This is a genomic window from Micromonospora globbae (assembly GCF_003610785.1).
GTDB classification, from domain to species: Bacteria; Actinomycetota; Actinomycetes; order Mycobacteriales; family Micromonosporaceae; genus Micromonospora; species Micromonospora globbae.
Genome location: NZ_RAQQ01000007.1, coordinates 64,246 through 85,150, shown reverse-complemented (window position 1 = coordinate 85,150; position 20,905 = coordinate 64,246). Strand labels below are relative to the sequence as shown.

Annotated in this window: 14 protein-coding genes and 1 pseudogene; 11 read left to right on the top strand and 4 right to left on the bottom strand. The window is 75.0% G+C overall.

What is annotated here, in order from left to right; translation table 11 throughout:
• Positions 1-50: 50 nt before the first annotated feature.
• The 4 genes and pseudogenes from D7I43_RS11585 (at position 51) to D7I43_RS11570 (ending at position 7,303) form a co-directional block, all read left to right on the top strand.
• Positions 51-830, top strand: a complete 780-nt coding sequence (locus tag D7I43_RS11585; protein ID WP_120328462.1) for an ATP-binding cassette domain-containing protein — start codon at positions 51-53, stop codon at positions 828-830.
• Complete coding sequence (locus tag D7I43_RS11580; protein ID WP_120328461.1) at positions 827-3,061, top strand: YhgE/Pip domain-containing protein; 2,235 nt, start codon at positions 827-829, stop codon at positions 3,059-3,061. The genes D7I43_RS11585 and D7I43_RS11580 overlap by 4 nt, the downstream gene beginning before the upstream one ends.
• A 34-nt stretch (positions 3,062-3,095) precedes the next feature.
• Positions 3,096-3,689, top strand: coding sequence for a TetR/AcrR family transcriptional regulator (locus D7I43_RS11575; protein ID WP_120328460.1), 594 nt, complete (start codon positions 3,096-3,098; stop codon positions 3,687-3,689).
• Positions 3,690-3,791: 102 nt separating this feature from the next.
• Positions 3,792-7,303: pseudogene (locus tag D7I43_RS11570) on the top strand (ATP-binding cassette domain-containing protein).
• Positions 7,304-7,512: 209 nt separating this feature from the next.
• Here D7I43_RS11570 and D7I43_RS11565 read toward each other — a convergent pair.
• The 4 genes from D7I43_RS11565 to D7I43_RS11550 form a co-directional block, all read right to left on the bottom strand.
• Complete coding sequence (locus D7I43_RS11565; protein ID WP_120328459.1) at positions 7,513-8,580, bottom strand: NADH:flavin oxidoreductase/NADH oxidase; 1,068 nt, start codon at positions 8,578-8,580, stop codon at positions 7,513-7,515.
• Positions 8,581-8,667: 87 nt separating this feature from the next.
• Positions 8,668-9,966 (bottom strand): dicarboxylate/amino acid:cation symporter, encoded by a 1,299-nt coding sequence (locus D7I43_RS11560; protein WP_192902133.1) that lies wholly within the window; start codon positions 9,964-9,966, stop codon positions 8,668-8,670.
• Between the two features lie 250 nt (positions 9,967-10,216).
• Positions 10,217-10,858 carry a DUF998 domain-containing protein gene (locus tag D7I43_RS11555; protein ID WP_120328457.1) on the bottom strand — a complete coding sequence of 214 codons (642 nt, stop codon included), beginning with the start codon at positions 10,856-10,858 and terminating at the stop codon, positions 10,217-10,219.
• Entirely contained in the window at positions 10,851-11,816 is a 966-nt protein-coding gene (locus D7I43_RS11550) for a glutathione S-transferase family protein (protein ID WP_120328456.1), read from the bottom strand. The genes D7I43_RS11555 and D7I43_RS11550 overlap by 8 nt, the downstream gene beginning before the upstream one ends.
• 170 nt (positions 11,817-11,986) lie before the next feature.
• Between D7I43_RS11550 and pcaF the strand changes: the two genes are divergently transcribed.
• The 7 genes from pcaF to D7I43_RS11515 all read left to right on the top strand — a co-directional run bounded on the left by pcaF (position 11,987) and on the right by D7I43_RS11515 (position 20,807).
• Positions 11,987-13,192 (top strand): 3-oxoadipyl-CoA thiolase, encoded by a 1,206-nt coding sequence (gene pcaF / locus D7I43_RS11545; protein WP_120328455.1) that lies wholly within the window; start codon positions 11,987-11,989, stop codon positions 13,190-13,192.
• A 127-nt stretch (positions 13,193-13,319) separates the two neighbouring features.
• Positions 13,320-14,135 (top strand): SAM-dependent methyltransferase, encoded by an 816-nt coding sequence (locus tag D7I43_RS11540; RefSeq protein ID WP_120328454.1) that lies wholly within the window; start codon positions 13,320-13,322, stop codon positions 14,133-14,135.
• A gap of 5 nt (positions 14,136-14,140) precedes the next feature.
• On the top strand, positions 14,141-16,306 hold the full coding sequence (locus tag D7I43_RS11535) for a putative bifunctional diguanylate cyclase/phosphodiesterase (protein WP_120328453.1): 2,166 nt from the start codon (positions 14,141-14,143) through the stop codon (positions 16,304-16,306).
• Between the two features lie 135 nt (positions 16,307-16,441).
• Positions 16,442-16,942, top strand: a complete 501-nt coding sequence (locus tag D7I43_RS11530) for a DUF456 domain-containing protein (RefSeq protein WP_120328452.1) — start codon at positions 16,442-16,444, stop codon at positions 16,940-16,942.
• Between the two features lie 273 nt (positions 16,943-17,215).
• The gene (locus D7I43_RS11525) at positions 17,216-18,580 is read left to right on the top strand and encodes a glutamine synthetase family protein (protein WP_120328451.1); all 1,365 of its coding nucleotides are present in this window, start codon (positions 17,216-17,218) and stop codon (positions 18,578-18,580) included.
• 102 nt (positions 18,581-18,682) lie between these two features.
• Positions 18,683-20,038 (top strand): aldehyde dehydrogenase family protein, encoded by a 1,356-nt coding sequence (locus D7I43_RS11520; protein ID WP_120328450.1) that lies wholly within the window; start codon positions 18,683-18,685, stop codon positions 20,036-20,038.
• 4 nt (positions 20,039-20,042) lie between these two features.
• Positions 20,043-20,807, top strand: coding sequence for a 3-oxoacyl-ACP reductase (locus D7I43_RS11515; protein WP_120328449.1), 765 nt, complete (start codon positions 20,043-20,045; stop codon positions 20,805-20,807).
• The last annotated feature ends 98 nt before the right edge of the window (positions 20,808-20,905 follow it).

The following is a 20,905-nucleotide window of genomic DNA, read 5'->3' as shown; positions in this document are numbered from 1 at the left end:
AGGCTGAGAATGTTTTTAGACTGACCAGTCAGTGCAAAGGTTAGGCAGACGTGATCATCGAGGCGTACGGGCTCGGACTGCGTACCCGCCGCGGCTGGGTCTTCCGGGACGTCGACCTGACCGCCGACGAAGGGGAGCTGCACGCGGTGACCGGGCCGGCGGCCAGCGGCCGTACGTCGCTGCTGCTGGCGCTCGCCGGCCGGTTCCCGACCACCGAGGGACGGCTGGTCCGGCACGGCACCGCCGCGCTCGGTCACGTCGCGGGCGTGCACGAACCCGATCCGGAACTGACCGTGGCCGAGCACGTCACCGAGCGGCTGCTGCTGCTCGGCCCGCCCCGCGACCTTTCGTCCCGGGCCGCGCGGAGGGCGTACCGGCGGGACGCGCTCGCCACCGCGCTCGACGGCGCCGGTCTCACCGGCGGGGTGCCGCTCGACCCGGCCGCCCGGGGACGCGACCTGGCCCCGGTGCAACGGCAGGTGCTCGGTCTCATCCTCGCCACGCTGAGCCGGCCGCGGCTGATCGTCGCCGACGACGTCGACGCCGGCGCGGACCCGTCCGAGCGCGCCTGGCTCTGGGCGGCACTGGCCCGGCTCGCGGCGCAGGGCCACGCCGTGGTGGTCAGCGCCCGGGCCGTCGAGCCGGGGGTCGGCGCGATCGAGCACCGGCTCGGCCCGTCGGCCGAACGCCCGCCCGGCGCGGGGCCCGCGCAGGCCGAACCCGACCCCGGGACCGAGGCCGGCCCCGAGACCCAGCCCGATGCCGAGGCCCGCCCCGAGGTCGGGGCACGGGGCGGCGCGCACACCGAGACCCTGGAGGTGACCCGATGAGCGTGATCCGGTTGGCCGGGTTCGAGCTGCGGCGGATGCTCCGCGGGCGGCTGCCGCGCGCCGCGCTGGCCGTGCTGACCGTGATCCCGCTGCTCTACGGGGCGCTCTACCTCTACGCCTTCTGGGATCCGTACGGGAAGCTGGACCGCATCCCCGTGGCGCTGGTGAACGCCGACCGGCCGGTGACCGCCGCCGACGGCACCGAGGTCCACGCCGGCCGGGACCTCACCGACGAACTGCTCGACCGGCGGGTGTTCGGCTGGCACGTCACCGACGCCCGCGACGCCGCCGCCGGGCTGCGCAGCGGCCGCTACCACCTCGTCTTCGCCATCCCGGAGGACTTCTCGGCGAGCCTCGCCGGCAGCCCCGAACCGGACCGGCCCGCCCGGCGCGGCCAGCTCACGGTGGTCAGCGACGACGCCACCAACTACCTGTCCGGCCTGCTCGCCCGCTCCGCGTTCACCGAGATCCGCGCCGCCGCGGCGGAGAGCGCGGCCACCGACTACTTCCAGAAGATGCTGGTCGGCTTCACCGACGCCAAGGCCGAGACCGGTCGCGCCGCCGACGGTGCCGGGCAGCTCGCCGACGGGCTGGGCACCAGCCGGGCGGGGGCCGGCACCCTCGCCGACGGTCTGGACCGTTCGGTGGCCGGCGCCGGACAGCTCTCGGAGGGTCTGGACGCCTCGGCCGCCGGAGCCGGACGGCTCGCCACCGGGCTGGACGAGACCGCGCGCGGCGCCGACGAACTCGCCGCCGGGCTCGGCCGGCTGCGCACGGGCGCGGCGCAGCTCGCCGACGGCACCGCCCGGGCGGCCAGCGAGACCCGCGCGGTGGCGACCCGCGTCGACGCCGCGATCGACCGGGTCGAGCCGGTCCTGCGGGACAACGCCGACCGGATCGCGCGGTCCGCTACCGCCATCGCCGACGGCGCCCAGGCGCTCGCCGACAACCTCGACGCGTTGCCTCGGCACGCGGACACCGCCCTGACCCAGGCCGAGAAGGTGCGCGACCGGCTCGACGCGCTCGTCGCCGCCCACCCGGACCTCGCCGACGACCCGAACGTGGTGGCCGCCCGCGCCGCCGCCGACGCGACGGTCGACGCGGCCCGTACGGTCACCGACGCCCTGGACGACACCGACCTGTCCGCGTTGCGCCAGCGGATGCTCACGGTGGCCGCCACCGCCCGGGAGATCGCCGCCGCGGCGCCGCACCTGGCCGACGACGTGGCGGCCGCCCGCGCCAAGGTGGACGAGCTGGCCGGCGGGCTGAGCACGCTCGCCGACGGCAGCGCGGCGCTGCGCGACGGCCTCGGTGACGCGGCCGACGGCGCCGACCAGGTGCGCGGCGGGCTGTTCCGGCTCGCCACCGGCGCCCGCGAGCTGGACGGCGGCCTCGGCACGCTGGGCGGCGGCAGCGACCGGCTCGCCGACGGGCTCACCCGGCTGGAGAGCGGCGCCGGTGACCTCGCCGCCGGCCTGACGAGGCTCGGCGACGGCGCCGGTGACCTCGCCGACGGGTTGGCCGCCGGAGCGGAGAAACTGCCCGGGTACGACGACGCGGACGCCCGATCCGCCGTCCTCGGCGATCCGGTCGCCCTGGACCGCAGCGCGAGGCACCCGGCCGCCGCGTACGGGGTCGGCTTCGCGCCGTACTTCCTCGGGCTCGCGCTCTGGGTCGGCGCGATGATCACGTACATGCTGCTGCGGCCGGTGAACCGGCGGCACGTGATGTCCGGCGCGCCCGCGTGGCGGGTCGCGCTGGCCGGCTGGCTCCCCGCCGCGGCGGTCGGGCTGGCCCAGGCCGGGGTGCTCTTCGCCGTGGTCACGCTGGTGCTCGACCTGGATCCGGTCCGGCCGGCCGCGACGCTCGGGACGCTGGCGCTCACCTCGCTCGCGTTCACCGCGATCATGCAGTGGCTCGGCGCGCAGCTCGGCCCGGCCGGCCGGCTCGCCGCGCTGGCGCTGCTCATGCTCCAGCTCACCTCGTCCGGCGGCACCTACCCGGTGCAGACCTCGCCCGGCTTCTTCCAGGCCATCCACCCGTACCTGCCGATGACCTACGTGGTGACGGCCCTGCGGCACACCGTCAACGGCGGGGCGACCGCGCCGGTGGTCACGGCGGCGCTGGTGCTCGCCGGCTTCGCGGTGGCCGCGCTGGCGCTCACCGTCGACGCCGCCCGGCGGTCGCGCCGGCTGACCCCGGCGCGGCTGCACCCCGAGCTCACCATGTGAGGATGGGCGCGACGGCGGTGGGACGGGGGCACGAGTGACGGACGGGCGGTCGCGGCGCCGGGAGGACACCCGGCAACGTCTCTTCGAGGCGGCGGTGGAGCTCATCGCCGAGCAGGGCTTCTCGGCCACCACCGTCGACGACATCGCGGCGCGGGCCGGCGTGGCGAAGGGGACCGTCTACTACAACTTCGAGTCCAAGACGGTGCTCTTCGAGGAGCTGCTGCGGCACGGCATCGGCCTGCTCACCGCCGAGTTCCGGGCCGCCGTGGCCGGGCTGCCGCCGCGCGAGGCCGTGGCGGCCCTCGTCCGGGCGGAACTGGAGTACATCCGCCGCTACCGGGCCTTCGCCCAACTGCTGCTCTCCGAGATGTGGCGGACCAACCGGGAGTGGCAACAGACGCTGCGGCTGTTGCGCGGCGAGGCGATCGAGGTGATCGCCGAGACGGTACGGGCCGGTGTGCGCAGCGGTGACCTGCCGGCCGACCTCGACGTGCGGACGGCGTCGTCCGCGCTGTTCGGCGTCGGCCTCGTGGTGGCCGTGGACTGGCTCGTGTTCCAGCCGGAGCGGCCCATCGAGGACGTGCAGGAGGCGCTGCTCGGCATCGTCCGCCGGGTCGCCCAGACCTGACCCGCTTCCGGCCGCGGAGCCGAAAATGCGTTGATCCGTCCGGGCCGGACGGACGAGGCTGGGGTCACCGCCCCCACCCGACCAGAGTCCGGAGGACTGTCCATGCGCCTGCTCCGTGACCTCTGGGCGACCGCACCCCGCCGGATGGCGGCGGTCCTCGTGCTCGTCGTGCTCGGCGCCGCCGGTCAGGCGGCCGCCTCCGCGCTCGCCGGGCCGGTGCTCGTCCACCGGTCGGCCGGCTGGTTCACGGCCCTCGCCGTGGCGCTGGTCGCCGCGGTCGTCACCGACCTGGCGGTGGGGCTGCTGATGGCCGGCCTGACCGCCGACTGGTCCGCCGACGTGCGGCGCCGGCTCTGCCGGGTGGCGCTCGGGCAGGACCTGCCCACGCTGGAGACCACCCCGGTCGGCGAGCTGCTCGACCGCATCGACAACGACGTCTACCAGGTCGCCGCCGAGGTGCGGAACACCGGCGTCCGCCTGGTGCAGGGCGTGGCCGTGTGCCTGCTCGCGACCGTGAGCGCCCTGTTCGTCTGGTGGCCCGCCGGCGTCGGGATGGTCGTGGTGACCGCGCTGCTGACCGTCGTGCTGCGCCGGCCCACCGCCGCGATCGCCCCCGCCCGGATGGCCGAGGAGGAGGCCTGGTCGGACCTCGCCGCCGTCATGGAGGAGGCGGTCCACGGCCAGGACGACGTCCGCACCAGCCTGGCCCGGCCGTACGTGCTGCGCCTCTACGCCCGCCGGGCCGCCGAGGTGATCGCCCGCGCCGGTCGGGTGTTCCGGATGTCGGCCCGGGTCACCGCCGTCGCCGCGGGCGCCATCCGCGCCGGCATCGCCGCCGTGGTGCTCGCGGGTGCGTGGGCGCTGGCCAGCGGCCGGTCGACGGGGCCCGGCTGACGGCCATCTGGCTGCTCGCGATCGCCTTCGGGGCGACGGTCGAGCACATGGCCCGCTGGGTGCCGCACCTGCAGTACGCGCTCGGCGCCTGGGCGCGGGTGCAACTGCTCTCCAGCGCCACGCAGGAGCCGACCGGCGGCGCCGCCCCCGCCGACGGTGACCTGACCGTACGGGGACTGACCTTCCGCTACCCGTCCAGCGACGACCGGGGCCCGGCGCTGCGGGACATCCGGCTGACCTTCGCGCGCGGCCGGTCGTACGCGCTGGTGGGCCGCACCGGCTCGGGCAAGTCGACGCTGGCCAAGGTGCTCACGCGGGCGGTCGACGTGCCCCGGGGCACGGTCTTCCTCGGCGACACGGACCTCGTCGACCTGGACGTCGAGGAGTTGCGCCGCTGGATCGCGGTGGTGCCGCAGCGGACGGAGATCCTCGCCGGGACGCTGGCCGAGAACGTGGCGCTCTTCGACCCCGACCTGCTCGACGGCGCCACCCGGGCACTGGAGGAACTGGGGCTCGCGGGCTGGATCGCCGAGCTGCCCGACGGTGTGCACACCCGGCTCGGGGAGGGCGGGCACGTGCTCTCCGCCGGCCAGGAGCAGCTGGTGGCGTTCGCCCGGATCCTCGTCCGCGACCCCCGCGTGGTGATCCTCGACGAGGCCACCGCCCGGCTCGACCCGGTCACCGAGGTCCGCGTACGGCAGGCCACCGAGCGGCTGCTCACCGACCGGATCGGCATCGTCATCGCGCACCGGCTCTCGTCGGTGCGCCGCTGCGACGAGGTGGTGGTGCTCGCCGACGGCGAGGTGCTGGAGGCCGGCCCGCTGCGCGAGTCCGAGCGCTTCGCGGAACTGCTCGCCACCGCTGGCGCGTACGCCGGTGCGGGCAGCGTGGCCCCCGCGCGGGGCGGGCTGGACCTGCTGCCGGGACCGGGCCGCGAGTGGGACCTCGCCGAGCCGGCGGCCACGGAGTCGGCGGCGACCGAGCCGGCGGCGGCCGAGCGGGCGGTGGCCGTACCGAAGACGGACCCGCCGCCGCTGCCCCCGGCCCCGCCCGCGCGGACCATGCGGGAGATCCTGCGGCTGGCCGTCAACGATCCGCGGTTCGGCCTGGTCTCCGTCGCGCTGTTCGTCGTGATGACGCTGCTCGGCCTCGACGGCTCGGTGCTGCCGTGGCTCTGGGCGGACGTGGTGGACGGGGGCGACCCGTGGCTACCGGCGCTCGGGATCGCCGCGGCGCTGCTCGTCGTGCTGCCCTTGCCCTACCTCACGAACCTGTGGTTCCCGCAGTGGTGGATCCGCCAGATGCTGCGGATCAGCCTGCGGCTGGTGCACGGGCAGACCGGCCCGCGCCGGGTCAGCGGGCACACCCCCGCCGAGGTGGTCGCCCAGGGCGGCGACACCGAGCGGGTGGTGCAGCTCGCCGACAACCTCGTCGACCAGTTCATCTCCCTGGCGATCGTGGTCACCATGACGGCGGTGACCGGAAGCGTGGTGCCGGCGCTGTTCTTCCTCGGGACGATGGTGGTCTCCGGGCTCGCGGCGACGCTGTTCGGGCCCCGGCTGGAACGCACCGCGGCCGGCACCGTGAAGGCCCGGGCGGCGTTCGCCACGGCGCTCGTCTCGTCGCTGTCCGCCGCCCGTACGGTGAAGCTCGCCGGAGCGACCGCGCCGGTGCTCGCGCACCTCGCCACGCTGGACACCGTCCGCAGCGAACGGCAGCGCCGCGAGATCGCCATGCAGGTGTGGGCGCGGTCGACCCCGTCCGTGGCGAGCGGCCTGCTGCCGATCGGCGCGTGGGCGCTCTACCTGGCCGGAGGGCTGTCCGCCGGCGCCACGCTGGTGGCGGTCTCCACCCTCGGCGCGGCCCGCTGGTTCGCCTGGACGACGGCCTCGCTGGTCTCCCACTACCCGTCCGCCCGGGTCTGGACCCGCCGGACGGTGGCGATGAGCGGTACGGCGGCCTACTCGGCGGCGGTGCCCGGCGTGGACCTGGCCGCCGGGACCGCGCCCGCGCCGCAGCCGCCGCCGCGACGACCGCTGCGCCGGCTCGACCTGGCCGGCTTCGGGGCGCTGCACTCGGACGGGACGCTGGCCGCCCGGGACGTGGACCTCACGGTCGAGCGCGGGCAGCTGGTGCTGGTCGTCGGTCCGGTCGGTTCGGGCAAGTCGTCGCTGCTGCGTGCGCTCGCCGGGATCGTGCACCACACCGGGGAACTCCGCTGGAACGGGGAACCGGTGACCGAGCCGGAGCTGTTCCTGCGCCCGAACCAGGTCGGGTACGTGGGGCAGTTGCCCCGGGTGCTGTCGGGGACGGTGGCGGAGAACATCGCTCTCGGCCACGACGTCGACGCGGCGGCGGCCGTCTCCACCGCCCAGCTGGAGCACGACCTGGCGGCCGCCGGCGGCGGGCTGGGGCTGCTCATCGGGCACAAGGGCACCCGCCTGTCCGGCGGGCAGTTGCAGCGGCTGGCGCTGGCCCGGGCGCTCGCGCCCCGCACCGAGCTGCTGGTCGCCGACGACGTGTCGTCCGCGCTGGACGTCACGACCGAGCTGGCGTTGTGGGCGGCGCTGCGGGAGCACGGGGTCACGGTAATCGGCTCCACCTCCAAGCGGGCGGCGCTGGTCCGCGCCGACCACGTGGTGGTGCTGGTGGGCGGCACGGTCGCCGCCCAGGGCCGCTGGCGCGACCTGGAACCCGACTGGGGCCACCTGGCCGGCTGACCCCCACCGCGCCGGCTGACCCCCACCGCGCGCCCCGCCCCCGACCCCCGCGTCCCGGCCCCCCGCCCCGGGACTGCGGCGTCGATCATGAGGTTAGCGGGGCGGAATGCCCGATTCGTCGTCGCCAACCTCATGATCGACCGAGTAGCCGGCGGGCCGGCGGGGCGGGCGGGGGTCGGGGGTCGGGGGTTGGCGGGGGAGGGGCGGGGTCAGGCGGCGCGGAGGTACTGGCTGGGCCAGGTGGGGGTGACGCCGAGCTTCGCGGCCGCGTGGAGCGGCCAGTACGGGTCGCGCAGCAGTTCACGGCCGAGCAGCACCAGGTCGGCCTCGCCGTCGGCGACGATCCGTTCGGCGTGCTCGGGCTCCACGATGAGGCCGACGGCGCCGGTGGCGACCCCCGCCTCCCGGCGGATGCGGGCGGCCGCGGGCACCTGGTAGCCCGGGCCGAGCGGGATGCGGGCCGCGGGGCTGATGCCGCCGGAGGAGGTGTCCACCAGGTCCACGCCGGCGGCGGCCAGCTCGGCGGCGAGCGCCACGCTGTCGTCCACCGTCCAGCCGCCGTCGACCCAGTCGGTGGAGGAGATCCGGGCGAGCACCGGCACGTCCTCGCCGACCGCGGCGCGTACCGCCCGGGCCACCTCCAGCGTGAGCCGCATCCGCCCGGCACGGTCGCCGCCGTACGCGTCGGTGCGGTGGTTGGTCAGCGGGGACAGGAACTCGTGCAGCAGGTACCCGTGCGCCGCGTGGATCTCCACGGCGGCGAATCCCGCGTCCAGCGCCCGGGTGGCGGCGGCCGCGAACGCGTCGACCACCGCCGCGATGCCGGCCGCGTCGAGGGCGGTCGGCGTCCGGTAGTGCGGGGCGAACGGCTCCGTGCCCGGGCCGACCGGGGTCCAGCCGCCCTCGCTGTCGGGCACCCCGCCCTGCGCGTCCGCCCACGGACGGTACGTCGAGGCCTTGAACCCGGCGTGCGCGAGCTGCACGGCCGGCACCGCATTGTGGGCGGCGAGGAACGCGGTCACCGGGCGCCAGGCGTCCACGTGCGCGCCGGACCAGATCCCGGTGTCCTGCGGGCTGATCCGCCCCTCCGGCAGCACGGCGGTCGCCTCGCTGAGCACCAGGCCGACGCCGCCGACGGCGCGGGCGCCGAGGTGCACGAGGTGCCAGTCGGTGGGCAGGCCGTCGGGGCCGGCCGTGTACTGGCACATGGGCGACATGGCGATGCGGTTGGGCAGGGTGACCGCCCGCAGGGCGAGGGGGGAGAAGAGCGTGCTCATGGCGTCATCCTCTCGGTGCACACGACGGAGGGCCCCGGATGGGGGCCCTCCGTCGGTCTCAGGTGTCGACCGGTCCCGGCGTCTCGGTCAGGCCGGGACGGGCGCCAGCTCGTCCTTCCGGGTCGCGGCGTCCGCCGGCTCCGGGTCGATCAGCTCACGCCGGCCGGCCGAGTCGTACGCGGTGCGGTCGAGCGTGCCCTCGCGGGCCGCCACGACGGTCGGCACCAGCGCCTGCCCGGCCACGTTCGTGGCGGTGCGGATCATGTCCAGGATCGGGTCGATGGCCAGCAGCAGGCCGGCGCCGGCCAGCGGCAGGCCCAGCGTGCTGAGGGTCAGGGTGAGCATCACGAGCGCGCCGGTCAGGCCCGCCGTGGCGGCCGAGCCGACCACCGACACGAACGCGATCAGCAGGTAGTCGGTCACCCCGAGGTGCACGCCGAACACCTGGGCCACGAAGATCGCGGCGAGCGCCGGGTAGATCGCGGCGCAGCCGTCCATCTTCGTGGTCGCGCCGAACGGCACCGCGAACGAGGCGTACTCGCGGGGCACGCCGAGCCGCTCGACGGCCCGCTGGGTCACCGGCATGGTGCCCACCGAGGAGCGGGAGACGAAGGCCAGCTCGATGGCGGGCCAGGCGCCGGCGAAGAAGCGCAGCGGGTTGAGCCGGCCGGCGGCCAGGAGCACCACCGGGTAGACCACCAGCAGCACGATCGCGCAGCCGACGTAGACGGCCGTGGTGAACTTGGCGAGCGGCGCGAGCAGGTCCCAGCCGTACGAGGCGACGGCGTTGCCGATGAGGCCGAGCGTGCCGATCGGGGCGAGCCGGATCACCCACCACAGGGCCTTCTGGACGATCTCCAGGACGGAGCGGTTGAGCGTCACGAACGGCTCGGCCTTCTCGCCGACGAGCAGCGCGGCGGCGCCGACGACGATGGCCAGGAAGACGATCTGGAGCACGTTGCCCTCGACGAACGCGCCGACCGGGTTCGTCGGCACGATGCCGGTGAGGAAGTCCGTCCAGGAGCCGGTCCGCTTCGGCTCGGCGGCGCCCGCGAGGTCGAGGGTGACGCCCCGACCCGGGTTGGTGAGGAGGCCGAGGCCGATGCCGACGCTCACCGCGACCAGGGCGGTGATGCCGAACCAGAGCAGCGTCTTCAGCGCAAGCCGGGCGGCGTTGGCCACGCCGCGCAGGCTCACGACGCTGACCACGATGGCGGTGAAGACCAGCGGCGGCACGGCCAGCTTCAGCAGCTGGACGAAGAGGCCGCCCACGGTGTCGAGGGTGCTGGTCAGCCAGCTCAGGTCGTTCGCGCGGGCCAGGAAGCCGAGGGCGACGCCGAGCACGAGGCCGAGCAGGATCTGTACGGAGAAGGGAATCTTGCGCAGGGCTGTGGGCATGGGGATGTGTCCAAGGGTCTGGTGGGTCCGGGCAGGGTCAGGAGACGGGCTGCCCCGGACAGATGCCGCTGGCCTGCAGTCGCAGATCGACGTACAGGCGGACGGTCAGGCACCAGATGTTGGTCATCGCCGCACGACGATACGCCGGGGACGTCCGGTGCGGAAGGGGCGGTGCGCGTGACGATCCTTACAAATATGTCTGTCGATGGCTGACGCCCCGCACGGCACCCGCCTGCACCTACCGCCGGTCGACGAGGCCGACGGTCGTGGCCGCGGCCACCCCCCAGAGCACCGCGATCGCGAGCACCACGCGCTCCAGCACGCCGACCAGCGTCCCGCGGCCGACCAGCAGCATCGCGAGCCCGACCGCGGCGCACAGCGGCAACGCCACCGCGGCGGCGAGGGCGGACAGGCGCCGCAGCCGCGCTCCGGCGTCCCGTGCGAGCGTCACCGCCACCATCGCGAGGACCACCGCCGCGGTGGCCGCGATGCTCGCCCCGCCGTGCACCAGGTCGGCCACGGTGGCCCGCTCGAACGGCGGCAGCGGGCAGCCGGTGCTGCAGGTCACCGCCCCGGACAGCGCCGTGCCGAGGCCGCCCGCGGCCAGCAGCGCGGCCGCCACCCGCAGCGCCGGCGGCAGCGCCGCGGCGAGCAGGAGCAGCCCGGCGGCGAGGGCGTACACCCCCACCCGGTACGTCGGCGCGTGGTCACTGCCGGTGATGCCGGCCTCGCTCACGTACCCGGTGAATCCCGGGCCGGGACCGGCGAGCACGGCGACCGTCACCGCGGACGCCCCGGCGAGGATGCAGCCGGCGGCCGCGGCCGCGGCGGCGGCACGGAGCGTGAGCGGCGGCGGCTCGGGTCGGGCCCGGTCAGCCACGCCCGTGCGGCGTGGTCCAGCCGGAGGTGTCCGGGCCCAGCGGCACGATCCCGCTCGGGTTGATCTCCCGGTGGGTGGCGTAGTAGTGCCGCTTGATGTGGTCGAAGTCGACCGTCTCGCCGAAGCCGGGGGTCTGGAACAGGTCCCGGGCGTACGCCCAGAGCACCGGCATCTCGGTGAGCTTCTGCCGGTTGCACTTGAAGTGCCCGTGGTAGGCCACGTCGAAGCGGACGAGCGTGGTGAACAGCCGCACGTCCGCCTCGGTGATCTTCTCGCCCATCAGGTACCGCTGCCCGGCGAGCCGCTCCGACAGCGCGTCCAGCCGGGCGAACAGCGCCCGGCACGCCTCGTCGTACGCCTGCTGGGAGGTGGCGAAGCCGCACCGGTAGACGCCGTTGTTGACGTCCCGGTGGATCTCCGCCATCAGCGCGTCCATCTCGGGGCGCAGCTCCACGGGGTAGAGGTCCGGCGCGTCCGGGGCGTGGAACCGCCGCCACTCGGTGGAGAAGTCCAGGGTGAGCTGGGGGTAGTCGTTCGTGACCACCCGCCCCGTCACCGTGTCGATCAGCGCCGGCACCGTGATCCGCCCCGTGTAGTCCGGGTCGGTGGCGAGGTACGCCTCGGAGAGGAAGCCGATGCCGAGCACGGGGTCGAACCCGTCCGGGTCGAGGGCGAACCGCCAGCCCCGTTCGTCGCGGATGGGGTCGACGGTGCCCAGCGAGATCACGTCCTCCAGGCCGAGCAGGCTCCGCACGATCCGGGCCCGGTGCGCCCAGGGGCACGCCCGGCACCAGATCAACCGGTAGCGGCCGGCCTCCAGCGGCCAGCGGCCCTGCTCGTCGGGGCCGCCACCGGGCGGGGACGTCGAGTGCGGGGTGACCCGGCCGGTGAACCGGTTGGGCTGGCGGACGAACTCGCCGGTGGCACTGGTCTCTGCGCTGAACTGGGCCCGGGCCATGCCGTCAACCTATCCGTTCCGGCCGGTGGATATCCTGGCTGCCGGGTGTCTCGCGCCCCCGGCGGGCGCTCGCGTCCCGCCCGTACCACCCCGGACCGCGTGCCCGACCCCCGAGGGACCGCGTGTCCCACCCCGAAGGTCCGCCTCTCCCACCCCCCGAAGGACTCGCGATGACCGTGGCATACCTGGTGGCCGGTGTCCGTACCCCGATCGGCCGGTACGGCGGCGCGCTGGCCGGCGTCCGCCCCGACGACCTGGCCGCGCACGTGATCCGCGAGCTGGTCGCCCGCCACCCGTCGGTGGACTGGGCCCGGGTGGACGACGTGCTCCTCGGCTGCGCCAACCAGGCCGGCGAGGACAACCGCAACGTGGCGCGGATGGCCGCCCTGCTCGGCGGGCTGCCGGAGGAGGTGCCCGGCAGCACGATCAACCGGCTGTGCGGCTCGGGGCTGGACGCGCTCGCCACGGCGGCCCGCGCGATCGTGGCCGGCGAGGCCGAGCTGGTCGTGGCCGGCGGTGTGGAGAGCATGAGCCGCGCCCCGTTCGTCATGCCGAAGGCCACGTCGGCGTACTCGCGGGCGGCGGAGATCCACGACACCACCATCGGTTGGCGGCTGGTCAACCCGCTGATGAAGAAGCAGTGGGGGATCGACTCGATGCCGGAGACGGCGGAGAACGTGGCGGCCGAGTTCGGCGTCGACCGCGCCGCGCAGGACGAGTTCGCCCTCCGCTCGCAGCAGCGCGCGGCCAAGGCGCAGGCCGACGGCCGGCTCGCCGAGGAGATCGTGCCGGTGACCGTGCCGGCCGGTCGCCGGGAGACCCGGCAGGTCGAGGTCGACGAGCACCCCCGGGAGACCTCGCTGGAGAAGCTCGCGGCGCTGCCGACCCCGTTCCGGGAGGGCGGCACGGTGACGGCCGGGAACTCCTCGGGCGTCAACGACGGCGCGGTCGCCCTGCTCGTCGCGTCCGAGGCGGCGGTCGCCCGGTACGGTCTCACCCCGCTGGCCCGGATCCGCGGAGCCGCGACGGCCGGCGTGCCGCCGCGCATCATGGGCGTTGGGCCCGTGCCGGCGACGCGCAAGCTGCTCGACCGGCTCGGCGTCGCGCTCGGCGACGTGGACGTCGTCGAGCTGAACGAGGCGTTCGCCGCCCAGTCCGTCGCCGTGCTGCGCGAACTGGGCCTGCCCGAGGACGCCGAGCACGTCAACCCGAACGGCGGCGCCATCGCGCTGGGCCACCCGCTCGGCGCCAGCGGCGCCCGGCTCGCGCTGACCGCCGCGCTGGAGCTGCGCCGCCGCGGCGGCCGGCGGGCGCTGGCCACGATGTGCATCGGGGTGGGACAGGGGATCTCCCTCCTGATGGAGTCCGCGGCCTAGAGTGTTCTGCACCACACCCTCCGCGGGTCGGCCGGTGGGCCGCCGGACGCCCGCACGCGCCCCCTCGCGCGTGCGTCGCTGACGTCGGGCGCCGGCTCCGCCCCGCTCGCGCGACGAACTGGGGAGTCTGCAGATGCCGGACGGCCTTCCGACCGAGATCGACCTGTCCCGCCCGAGTGCCGCCCGGGTGTACGACTACTTCCTGGGCGGCGCCCACAACTTCGAGATCGACCGGCAGCTCGCCGAGCAGATCGCGGCCATGACGCCGCACCTGCCGGCCACCATGCGCTCCGGTCGCGAGTTCCTGCGCCGGGCGGTCCGGGCGCTGCTGGACGCCGGCATCGACCAGTTCCTCGACATCGGGTCGGGCATCCCGACGGTGGGCAACGTGCACGAGGTGGCCCAGGGCGCCAACCCGAAGGCGCGGGTGGTCTACGTGGACATCGACCCGGTGGCGGTCGCGCACAGCCGCGAACTGCTCGCCGGCAACGAGCTGACCACCGTGATCCACGCCGACCTGCGGGAGCCGGAGCGGATCCTCGCCGAGGCGCGCGGCCTGCTCGACCTCGACCGGCCGGTCGGCATCCTCCTCGCCGGCGTGGTGCACTTCGTCCCGGACGCGGACCGCCCCGCCGAGATCCTGGCGACCCTGCGGGCCGCCGCGGCCCCGGGCTGCTACCTGGTCATCTCGCACTCCACCTTCGAGGACCAGCCGCAGGAGATGCTCGACGCGCAGCGGCTGTCGGCGCGTACCGACACCGAGATCACCCTGCGGTCCCGGGCCGAGATCGCCGGCTTCTTCGGTGACTGGACGATCCTCGAGCCGGGTGTGGTGCACATGCCGCTCTGGCGTCCCGACTCGCCGTCCGACGTGGACGAGCACCCGGAGCGGTTCGGGGCGTTCGGCGGCGTCGCGCGCAACGACCGGCCCGTCGCCGGCTGACGGCCGTGGCCGGCGTCCCGGATCCCACGGGGGACGACGTCAGCCCGGCCGGCGCGCAGGAGTACGCCGCGCGGTGGGCCAGGGCGGTACGCCGCCTCGGTTTCGTGCCGCTCAGCGCGGCCGAGACCGAGCGGCTGCTGCTCACGTACACCGTGCGGCTGGCGTCGGCGCTGCGCGCCGACCCGTTCTCCGCCCAGCCGGCCGCCGAGATCGGGCGGGCGCTGGTCGAGGCGCACCTGACCGAGCCGCTCATGCTGGAGTGGTCGGTGCGCGCCCTCGGGGAGGACCTCGTGGGCCGGGTCGTCCCGGTCCAGGCCGCGCCGGCGGACGCGCGGGCCCGGGTGGCCGGTCTCCAGGGCGCCCTCGCCGCCGGCTTCACCCGGGCGCTGCGCGACCGCACCTTCGCCCAGCAGGAGCGGATCGCCCGTTCGGCCTGGCAGGCCCGCGACGAGGTGGAGCAGGCCCTGCGCGACAGCGAGGCGCGGTTCCGGGCGGTCTTCACGGGCGCGGCGATCGGCATCGGCATCGCCGACACGAGCGGCCGGATCATCGACGTGAACCAGTCGTTCGCCGACATGCTCGGGTACTCGGCGGACGAGCTGCGCCAGCTCAACGTCGCCGCGCTCTTCCACGCCGACGACGCCGCCGGGATGTGGGAGCTCTACCAGGAGCTCATCGAGGGCAAGCACGACTCGGTGCGGCTGGAGAAGCGCTACTACCGCAAGGACGGGACGAGCCTCTGGACGGACCTGGCGGTCTCCCTCATCCGGCACGACGACGGCCGGCCGCGGTTCACCGTCGCCATGATCGAGGACATCACCGAGCGGTACGCGTTGCAGCAGCGGCTGCGGTTCCAGGCGTTGCACGACCCGCTCACCGGGCTGCCCAACCGGACCCTCTTCTTCGAGACGCTCGGACGCGTCCTCGAGACCGCCGACGCCGGCCGGCGCGTCGGCGTCTGCTTCCTCGACCTCGACGGGTTCAAGGCGATCAACGACAGCCTCGGGCACGACCTCGGCGACCGGCTGCTGGTCGTGATCGCCCGCCGGCTCGCCGACTCCGTGGCCGACCACGGTCACCTCGTGGCGCGGATGGGCGGGGACGAGTTCGTCATCCTCGTCGACGGCGGGGACGGCCTCGACGACGCGGTGGCCGTGGCGGAGGCCGCGCTGGCCGCCGTGGCCACGCCGGTGCACGTCGACGACCAGCAGCTGACCGTCTCGGCGAGCGTGGGCGTCGTCGAGTGCCCGGCCCTGGAGACCAGCGCGTCGGAGCTCATGAAGGCGGCGGACACCACCCTCTACTGGGCCAAGGCGGAGGGCCGCGGGCGGTGGGCGGTCTACGACCCGGAGCGCAGCGCCCGCGACATCGCCCGCTCGTCGCTGGCCGCGAACCTGCCGGGGGCGCTGGACCGGGGCGAGTTCGTGCTCCACTACCAGCCGATCGTGTCGCTGCTCGACGGGCGGATGCTCGCCGTCGAGGCGCTGGTGCGGTGGCAGCACCCCGAGCTGGGCCTGCTCGGCCCGGACCGGTTCATCGGGCTCGCCGAGGAGACCGGGCTGATCGTGCAGCTCGGCGCCTGGGTGCTGCGCCGGGCCTGCGAGGACGCCGAGCAGTGGCGGCGCCGCTTCCCGGACGCGGGGCTGGTGGTGAGCGTCAACCTGGCCGCCCGGCAGGTCGAGGACCCGACCATCGTGGAGACCGTCTCGGACGCGTTGGTCTACAGCGGCCTCCCGGCCCGGCTGCTCCAGCTGGAGCTGACCGAGAGCGCCGTGATGGGCACCGCCGGGGAGCCGCTGCGGTCGCTGCGCCGGCTCGCGGCGCTCGGCGTACGGCTGGCCGTCGACGACTTCGGCACCGGCTACTCGAACCTCGCGTACCTGCGCCGGCTGCCGATCCACTGCCTGAAGCTGGCCGGCCCGTTCGTGGAGGGCATCCGGGGCGACGCCCCGGAGACGGCGGCCGACCACCGGGACGAGCGCATCGTGGACGCGCTGGTCCGGCTGGCGCACGCGCTGGAGCTGTGGGTGACCGCCGAGGCCGTGGAGACGGTCGTGCAGGCCGAGCGGCTGCGGGCGCTGCGCTGCGACACCGGGCAGGGGCAGTTGTTCGGCGCGCCCGTGCCGGCCGACGCCATCGCCGCCCGCCTGGCCGGTACGGAGGCGGCGTGAGCGGGCGCGGCCGGGCGTGCGCCCGCCGCGCCCTGATGCGAGGGTGGAACGACCGGTGACCGCGCCGGCGGCCCGGCGGCCCGGTACGGGTCGGCGGGATCCCCGGTGGGCCGGGCGGATTGGGGGGCGGCGCCGATGAGCGTGACCGACAGCGAGACGGTCGTCTCGGTGGTCGCCGCACTGGCGATCCTGGCCGGGCTGGCCGGCGTGATCGTGCCGGGCCTGCCGGCGCTGCCGCTCTGCTGGGGCGGGGTGCTCATCTGGGCGCTCTTCGGCGGCGCGGGCGGCGGCCGGTGGCTCGTGCTCGCCGCCGCGACCCTGGTCGCCCTCGGCGGGACGGTGGTGAAGTACGCCTGGCCGGGGCGGAACCTGAAACGCAGCGGGGTGCCCACGTCGTCCCTGCTCGCCGGCGGGCTGCTGGGCCTGGTCGGGTTCTTCGTCGTCCCCGTGGTCGGGCTGGTGCTCGGCTTCGTGGGTGGGGTGTGGGCGGCCGAACGGCTGCGGCTCGGCGACGCCCGGCTCGCCTGGCCGGCCACGAAACGGGCGGTGGCAGCGGCCGGCCTGTCGATGCTGCTGGAGTTCCTCGCCGGGCTGGTGATCGCCGCGCTGTGGGTCGCCGGCCTGGTGCTCACGTGAGCCCGGCACGACGGCACGGACGGTGTGGGTGCGGCGGCGCGGCGCGCATGTCGGGTACGGCAGGGAGCGCCGTACGGGTGAGAGAGAGGCGACCACGCCGCGCCGCCGCGGGCCGGGCGGTCCGAGCGCCCGGCGGTGGCCCGTCGCGATCGGGCCAGGTCACGGGAACAAGGATGCGCCGCCCGTCGGGCACCGGCAACCACAATTCGCCACACCCGGGGCATTGACGGTGATCGGGTCCGGCCAGTAGGACTTGGGGATGGAGGGCCGCCGATGAGGAAAGCCCCGCTCACGCTGGAACGGCTGCGGGTCGCCGTGGCCGACGGCGAGATCGACACCGTGGTGCTGGCGCTCGTCGACATGCAGGGCCGGTTGCAGGGCAAACGGTTCCACGCGCCGTACTTCCTGGAGCACGTGGTCGGCCACGGCAGCGAGGGGTGCAACTACCTGCTCGCGGTGGACGTCGAGATGAACACCGTCGACGGGTACGCGATGTCGAGCTGGGAGCGCGGCTACGGCGACTTCGCCATGCGGCCCGACCTCGCCACGCTGCGCCGGGTGCCGTGGCAGCCGGGCACCGCCCTGCTCCTGGCCGACCTGGAGTGGCTGGACGGGTCCGGTCCGGTGGTCGCCTCGCCCCGGCAGATCCTCCGCCACCAGCTCGACCGGCTGGCCGGGCACGGGCTGACGGCGTACGCCGGCACCGAGCTGGAGTTCGTCGTCTACCGCGACTCGTACGAGGACGCCTGGCGGCGCGGCTACCGGGAGCTGACCCCGGCCAACCAGTACAACGTGGACTACTCGCTGCTCGGGACGGCCCGGGTCGAGCCGCTGCTGCGTCGCATCCGCACCCAGATGGCGGGAGCCGGGCTGTCCCCGGAGAGCGCGAAGGGGGAGTGCAACCTCGGCCAGCACGAGATCGCCTTCCGCTACGACGAGGCGGTCACCTGCGCCGACCACCACGTCATCTACAAGAACGGGGCGAAGGAGATCGCCGCCCAGGAGGGCATGTCGATCACCTTCATGGCCAAGCCGAACGCCCGCGAGGGGAACTCCTGCCACATCCACTTCTCGCTGCGCGACGTGGACGGCCACCCGGCACTGCTCGGGGACGGGCCCGGGCGGCTGAGCGTGACCGGCCGGCAGGTGCTGGCCGGGCTGCTCGCCACGATGCGCGAGTTCAGCCTGTTCTTCGCGCCGAACGTCAACTCCTACAAGCGGTACCAACCGGGCTCGTTCGCGCCGACCGCCCTGCGGTGGGGCACCGACAACCGCACGTGCGCGCTGCGACGCGTCGGCCACGGCCCGGACGTGCGGGTGGAGAACCGGGTGCCGGGCGCGGACGTCAACCCGTACCTGGCGATCGCCGCGCTGGTCGCCGGGGCGGTGCACGGCATCGAGCAGGAGCTGGAGCCCGGGGAGGAGTGCACCGGCAACGCGTACGACGACGCCGCCGCCGAGCGGGTGCCGGGCACCCTGCGCGACGCCCTCGCCCTCTGGGAGTCCTCGACCGTGGCCGCCGAGGCGTTCGGCGCCGAGGTCGTGGCCCACTACGCGAACCACGCCCGGGTCGAGCTCGCCGCCTTCGACGCCGCGGTCACCGACTGGGAGCTGTTCCGTGGCTTCGAACGCCTCTGACGCCCCCGCGATCTTGCACTTTGTGCCCGCTCTTCGTGGTGGTACGTGGCTTTTGTCGGGGCCGAAACTGCAAGATCGCGGGGGGCGGGGAGGGGTGGGCGGGTGACGCGCCTGGTGAACCCGGCCACCGGGGAGGTGTTCGCGGAGGTTCCGGACACGTCACCGGAACAGGTGGACGCGGCCGTCGCACGGGCCGCCGCGGCGTACGAGCGGTGGCGGTGGGTGGCGCCGGGGGAGCGGGCGCGGCTGCTGCGCCGGTTCGCCGCCGTGGTCGACGCCCACGTGGAGGAGCTGGCGCGGATCGAGGTGCGCAACAGCGGCCACCCGATCGGCGGCGCCCGGTGGGAGGCCGGCAACGTCCGGGACGTGCTCGACTACTACGCGGGCGCGCCGGAGCGGCTCGCGGGCCGGCAGATCCCGGTGCCGGGCGGCCTCGACGTGACCGTGCACGAACCGCTCGGCGTCGTCGGGGTCATCGTGCCGTGGAACTTCCCCATGCCGATCGCCGCCTGGGCGCTCGCCCCGGCGCTCGCCGCCGGCAACACCGTGGTGCTCAAGCCGGCCGAGCTGACCCCGCTCACCGCGCTGCGCCTCGCCGAGCTGGGTCGCGAGGCGGGCCTCCCCGACGACGTGTTCACCGTGCTCCCCGGCGCCGGTCCGGTGGTGGGCGAGCGCCTCGTCACCCACCCGGCCGTACGCAAGATCAGTTTCACCGGCTCCACGGCGGTCGGCACCCGGATCATGGCGGGCTGCGCCGCACAGGTGAAGCGGGTGACGCTGGAGCTGGGCGGCAAGTCGGCCAACCTGGTCTTCGCCGACGCCGACCTGCCGAGGGCGGCCGCGACCGCGCCGTACGCGGTCTTCGACAACGCCGGCCAGGACTGCTGCGCCCGCTCCCGGATCCTCGTCCAGCGCAGCGCGTACGACCGGTTCCTGGAGCTGCTCGAACCGGCGGTGCGTGCGGTCCGGGTCGAGGACCCCGCGCGGGAGACCGCCGAGATGGGCCCGCTCGTCTCGGCGGCACACCGGGACCGGGTGGCGGGCCACGTCGAGGGCGCCAGGGTGGCCTTCACCGGCGCCCGGCCGGACGGCCCCGGCTTCTGGTACGCCCCGACCGTGCTGCTCGCCGACTCCCCGGCGGACCGGCACTGGCGTGCGGAGATCTTCGGCCCGGTCGTGTCGGTGCTGCCCTTCGACGACGAGGCGGACGCCGTCCGGCTCGCCAACGACACCGAGTACGGCCTGTCCGGCTCGATCTGGACCCGGGACGTCGGCCGGGCGCTGCGGGTGGCCCGGGCCGTCGAGGCGGGCAACCTGAGCGTCAACTCGCACTCCTCGGTGCGCTACTGGACACCGTTCGGCGGCATGAAGCGCTCCGGTCTCGGACGCGAGCTGGGCCCCGACGCGCTGCACGCCTTCACCGACGTCAAGAACGTCTTCATCGCCACGGAGGAGTGAGCAGGTGGATCGGTTGCGGGATCGGGTGGCCGTGGTCACCGGGGCGGGCAGCGGGATCGGGCTGTCCACCGTGCGGCGGTTCGCCGCCGAGGGGGCCCGGGTGGTGTGCGTGGACATCGACGCCGAGGCCGGGCAGCGGGCCGCCGCCGAGGTGGGCGGTGATGCCGTCGTCGCCGACGTGGCCGACGAGGCGGCCGTACGCGCGCTGTTCGACGGGGTCGTGGAGCGGCACGGCCGCGTGGACGTGGCGTTCAACAACGCCGGGATCTCCCCGCCGGACGACGACTCCATCCTGGAGACCGGCCTGGACGCCTGGGAGCGGGTGCTGCGGGTCAACACCACGAGCGTCTACCTGTGCTGCAAGCACGTGATCCCGCACATGCGCCGGCAGGGCGGCGGTTCCATCATCAACACCGCCTCGTTCGTGGCGCTGATGGGCGCGGCCACCTCGCAGATCGCGTACACGGCCAGCAAGGGCGGGGTGCTGGCGATGACCCGGGAGCTGGGGGTGCAGTTCGCCCGGGAGGGGATCCGGGTGAACGCGCTGTGCCCGGGCCCGGTCGCCACGCCGCTGCTGCTCGAACTCTTCGCCGCCGACCCGGAACGGGCCGCCCGCCGGCTGGTGCACGTGCCCATGGGCCGGTTCGGCCGGGCCGAGGAGATCGCCGCCGCGGTGGCGTTCCTGGCCAGCGACGACGCGTCGTTCGTGACCGCCGCGCAGTTCGTGGTGGACGGCGGCATCACCGGCGCGTACGTCACACCGCTCTGACGCCGGCGGCGCCGCCGGGTCGCGTCGCGGCGGGAATCCGCCCGGTCGGGAAGACGACAACAGCGTACGAGGTGTCCCAGGCGTTACGCGGTGGTCCC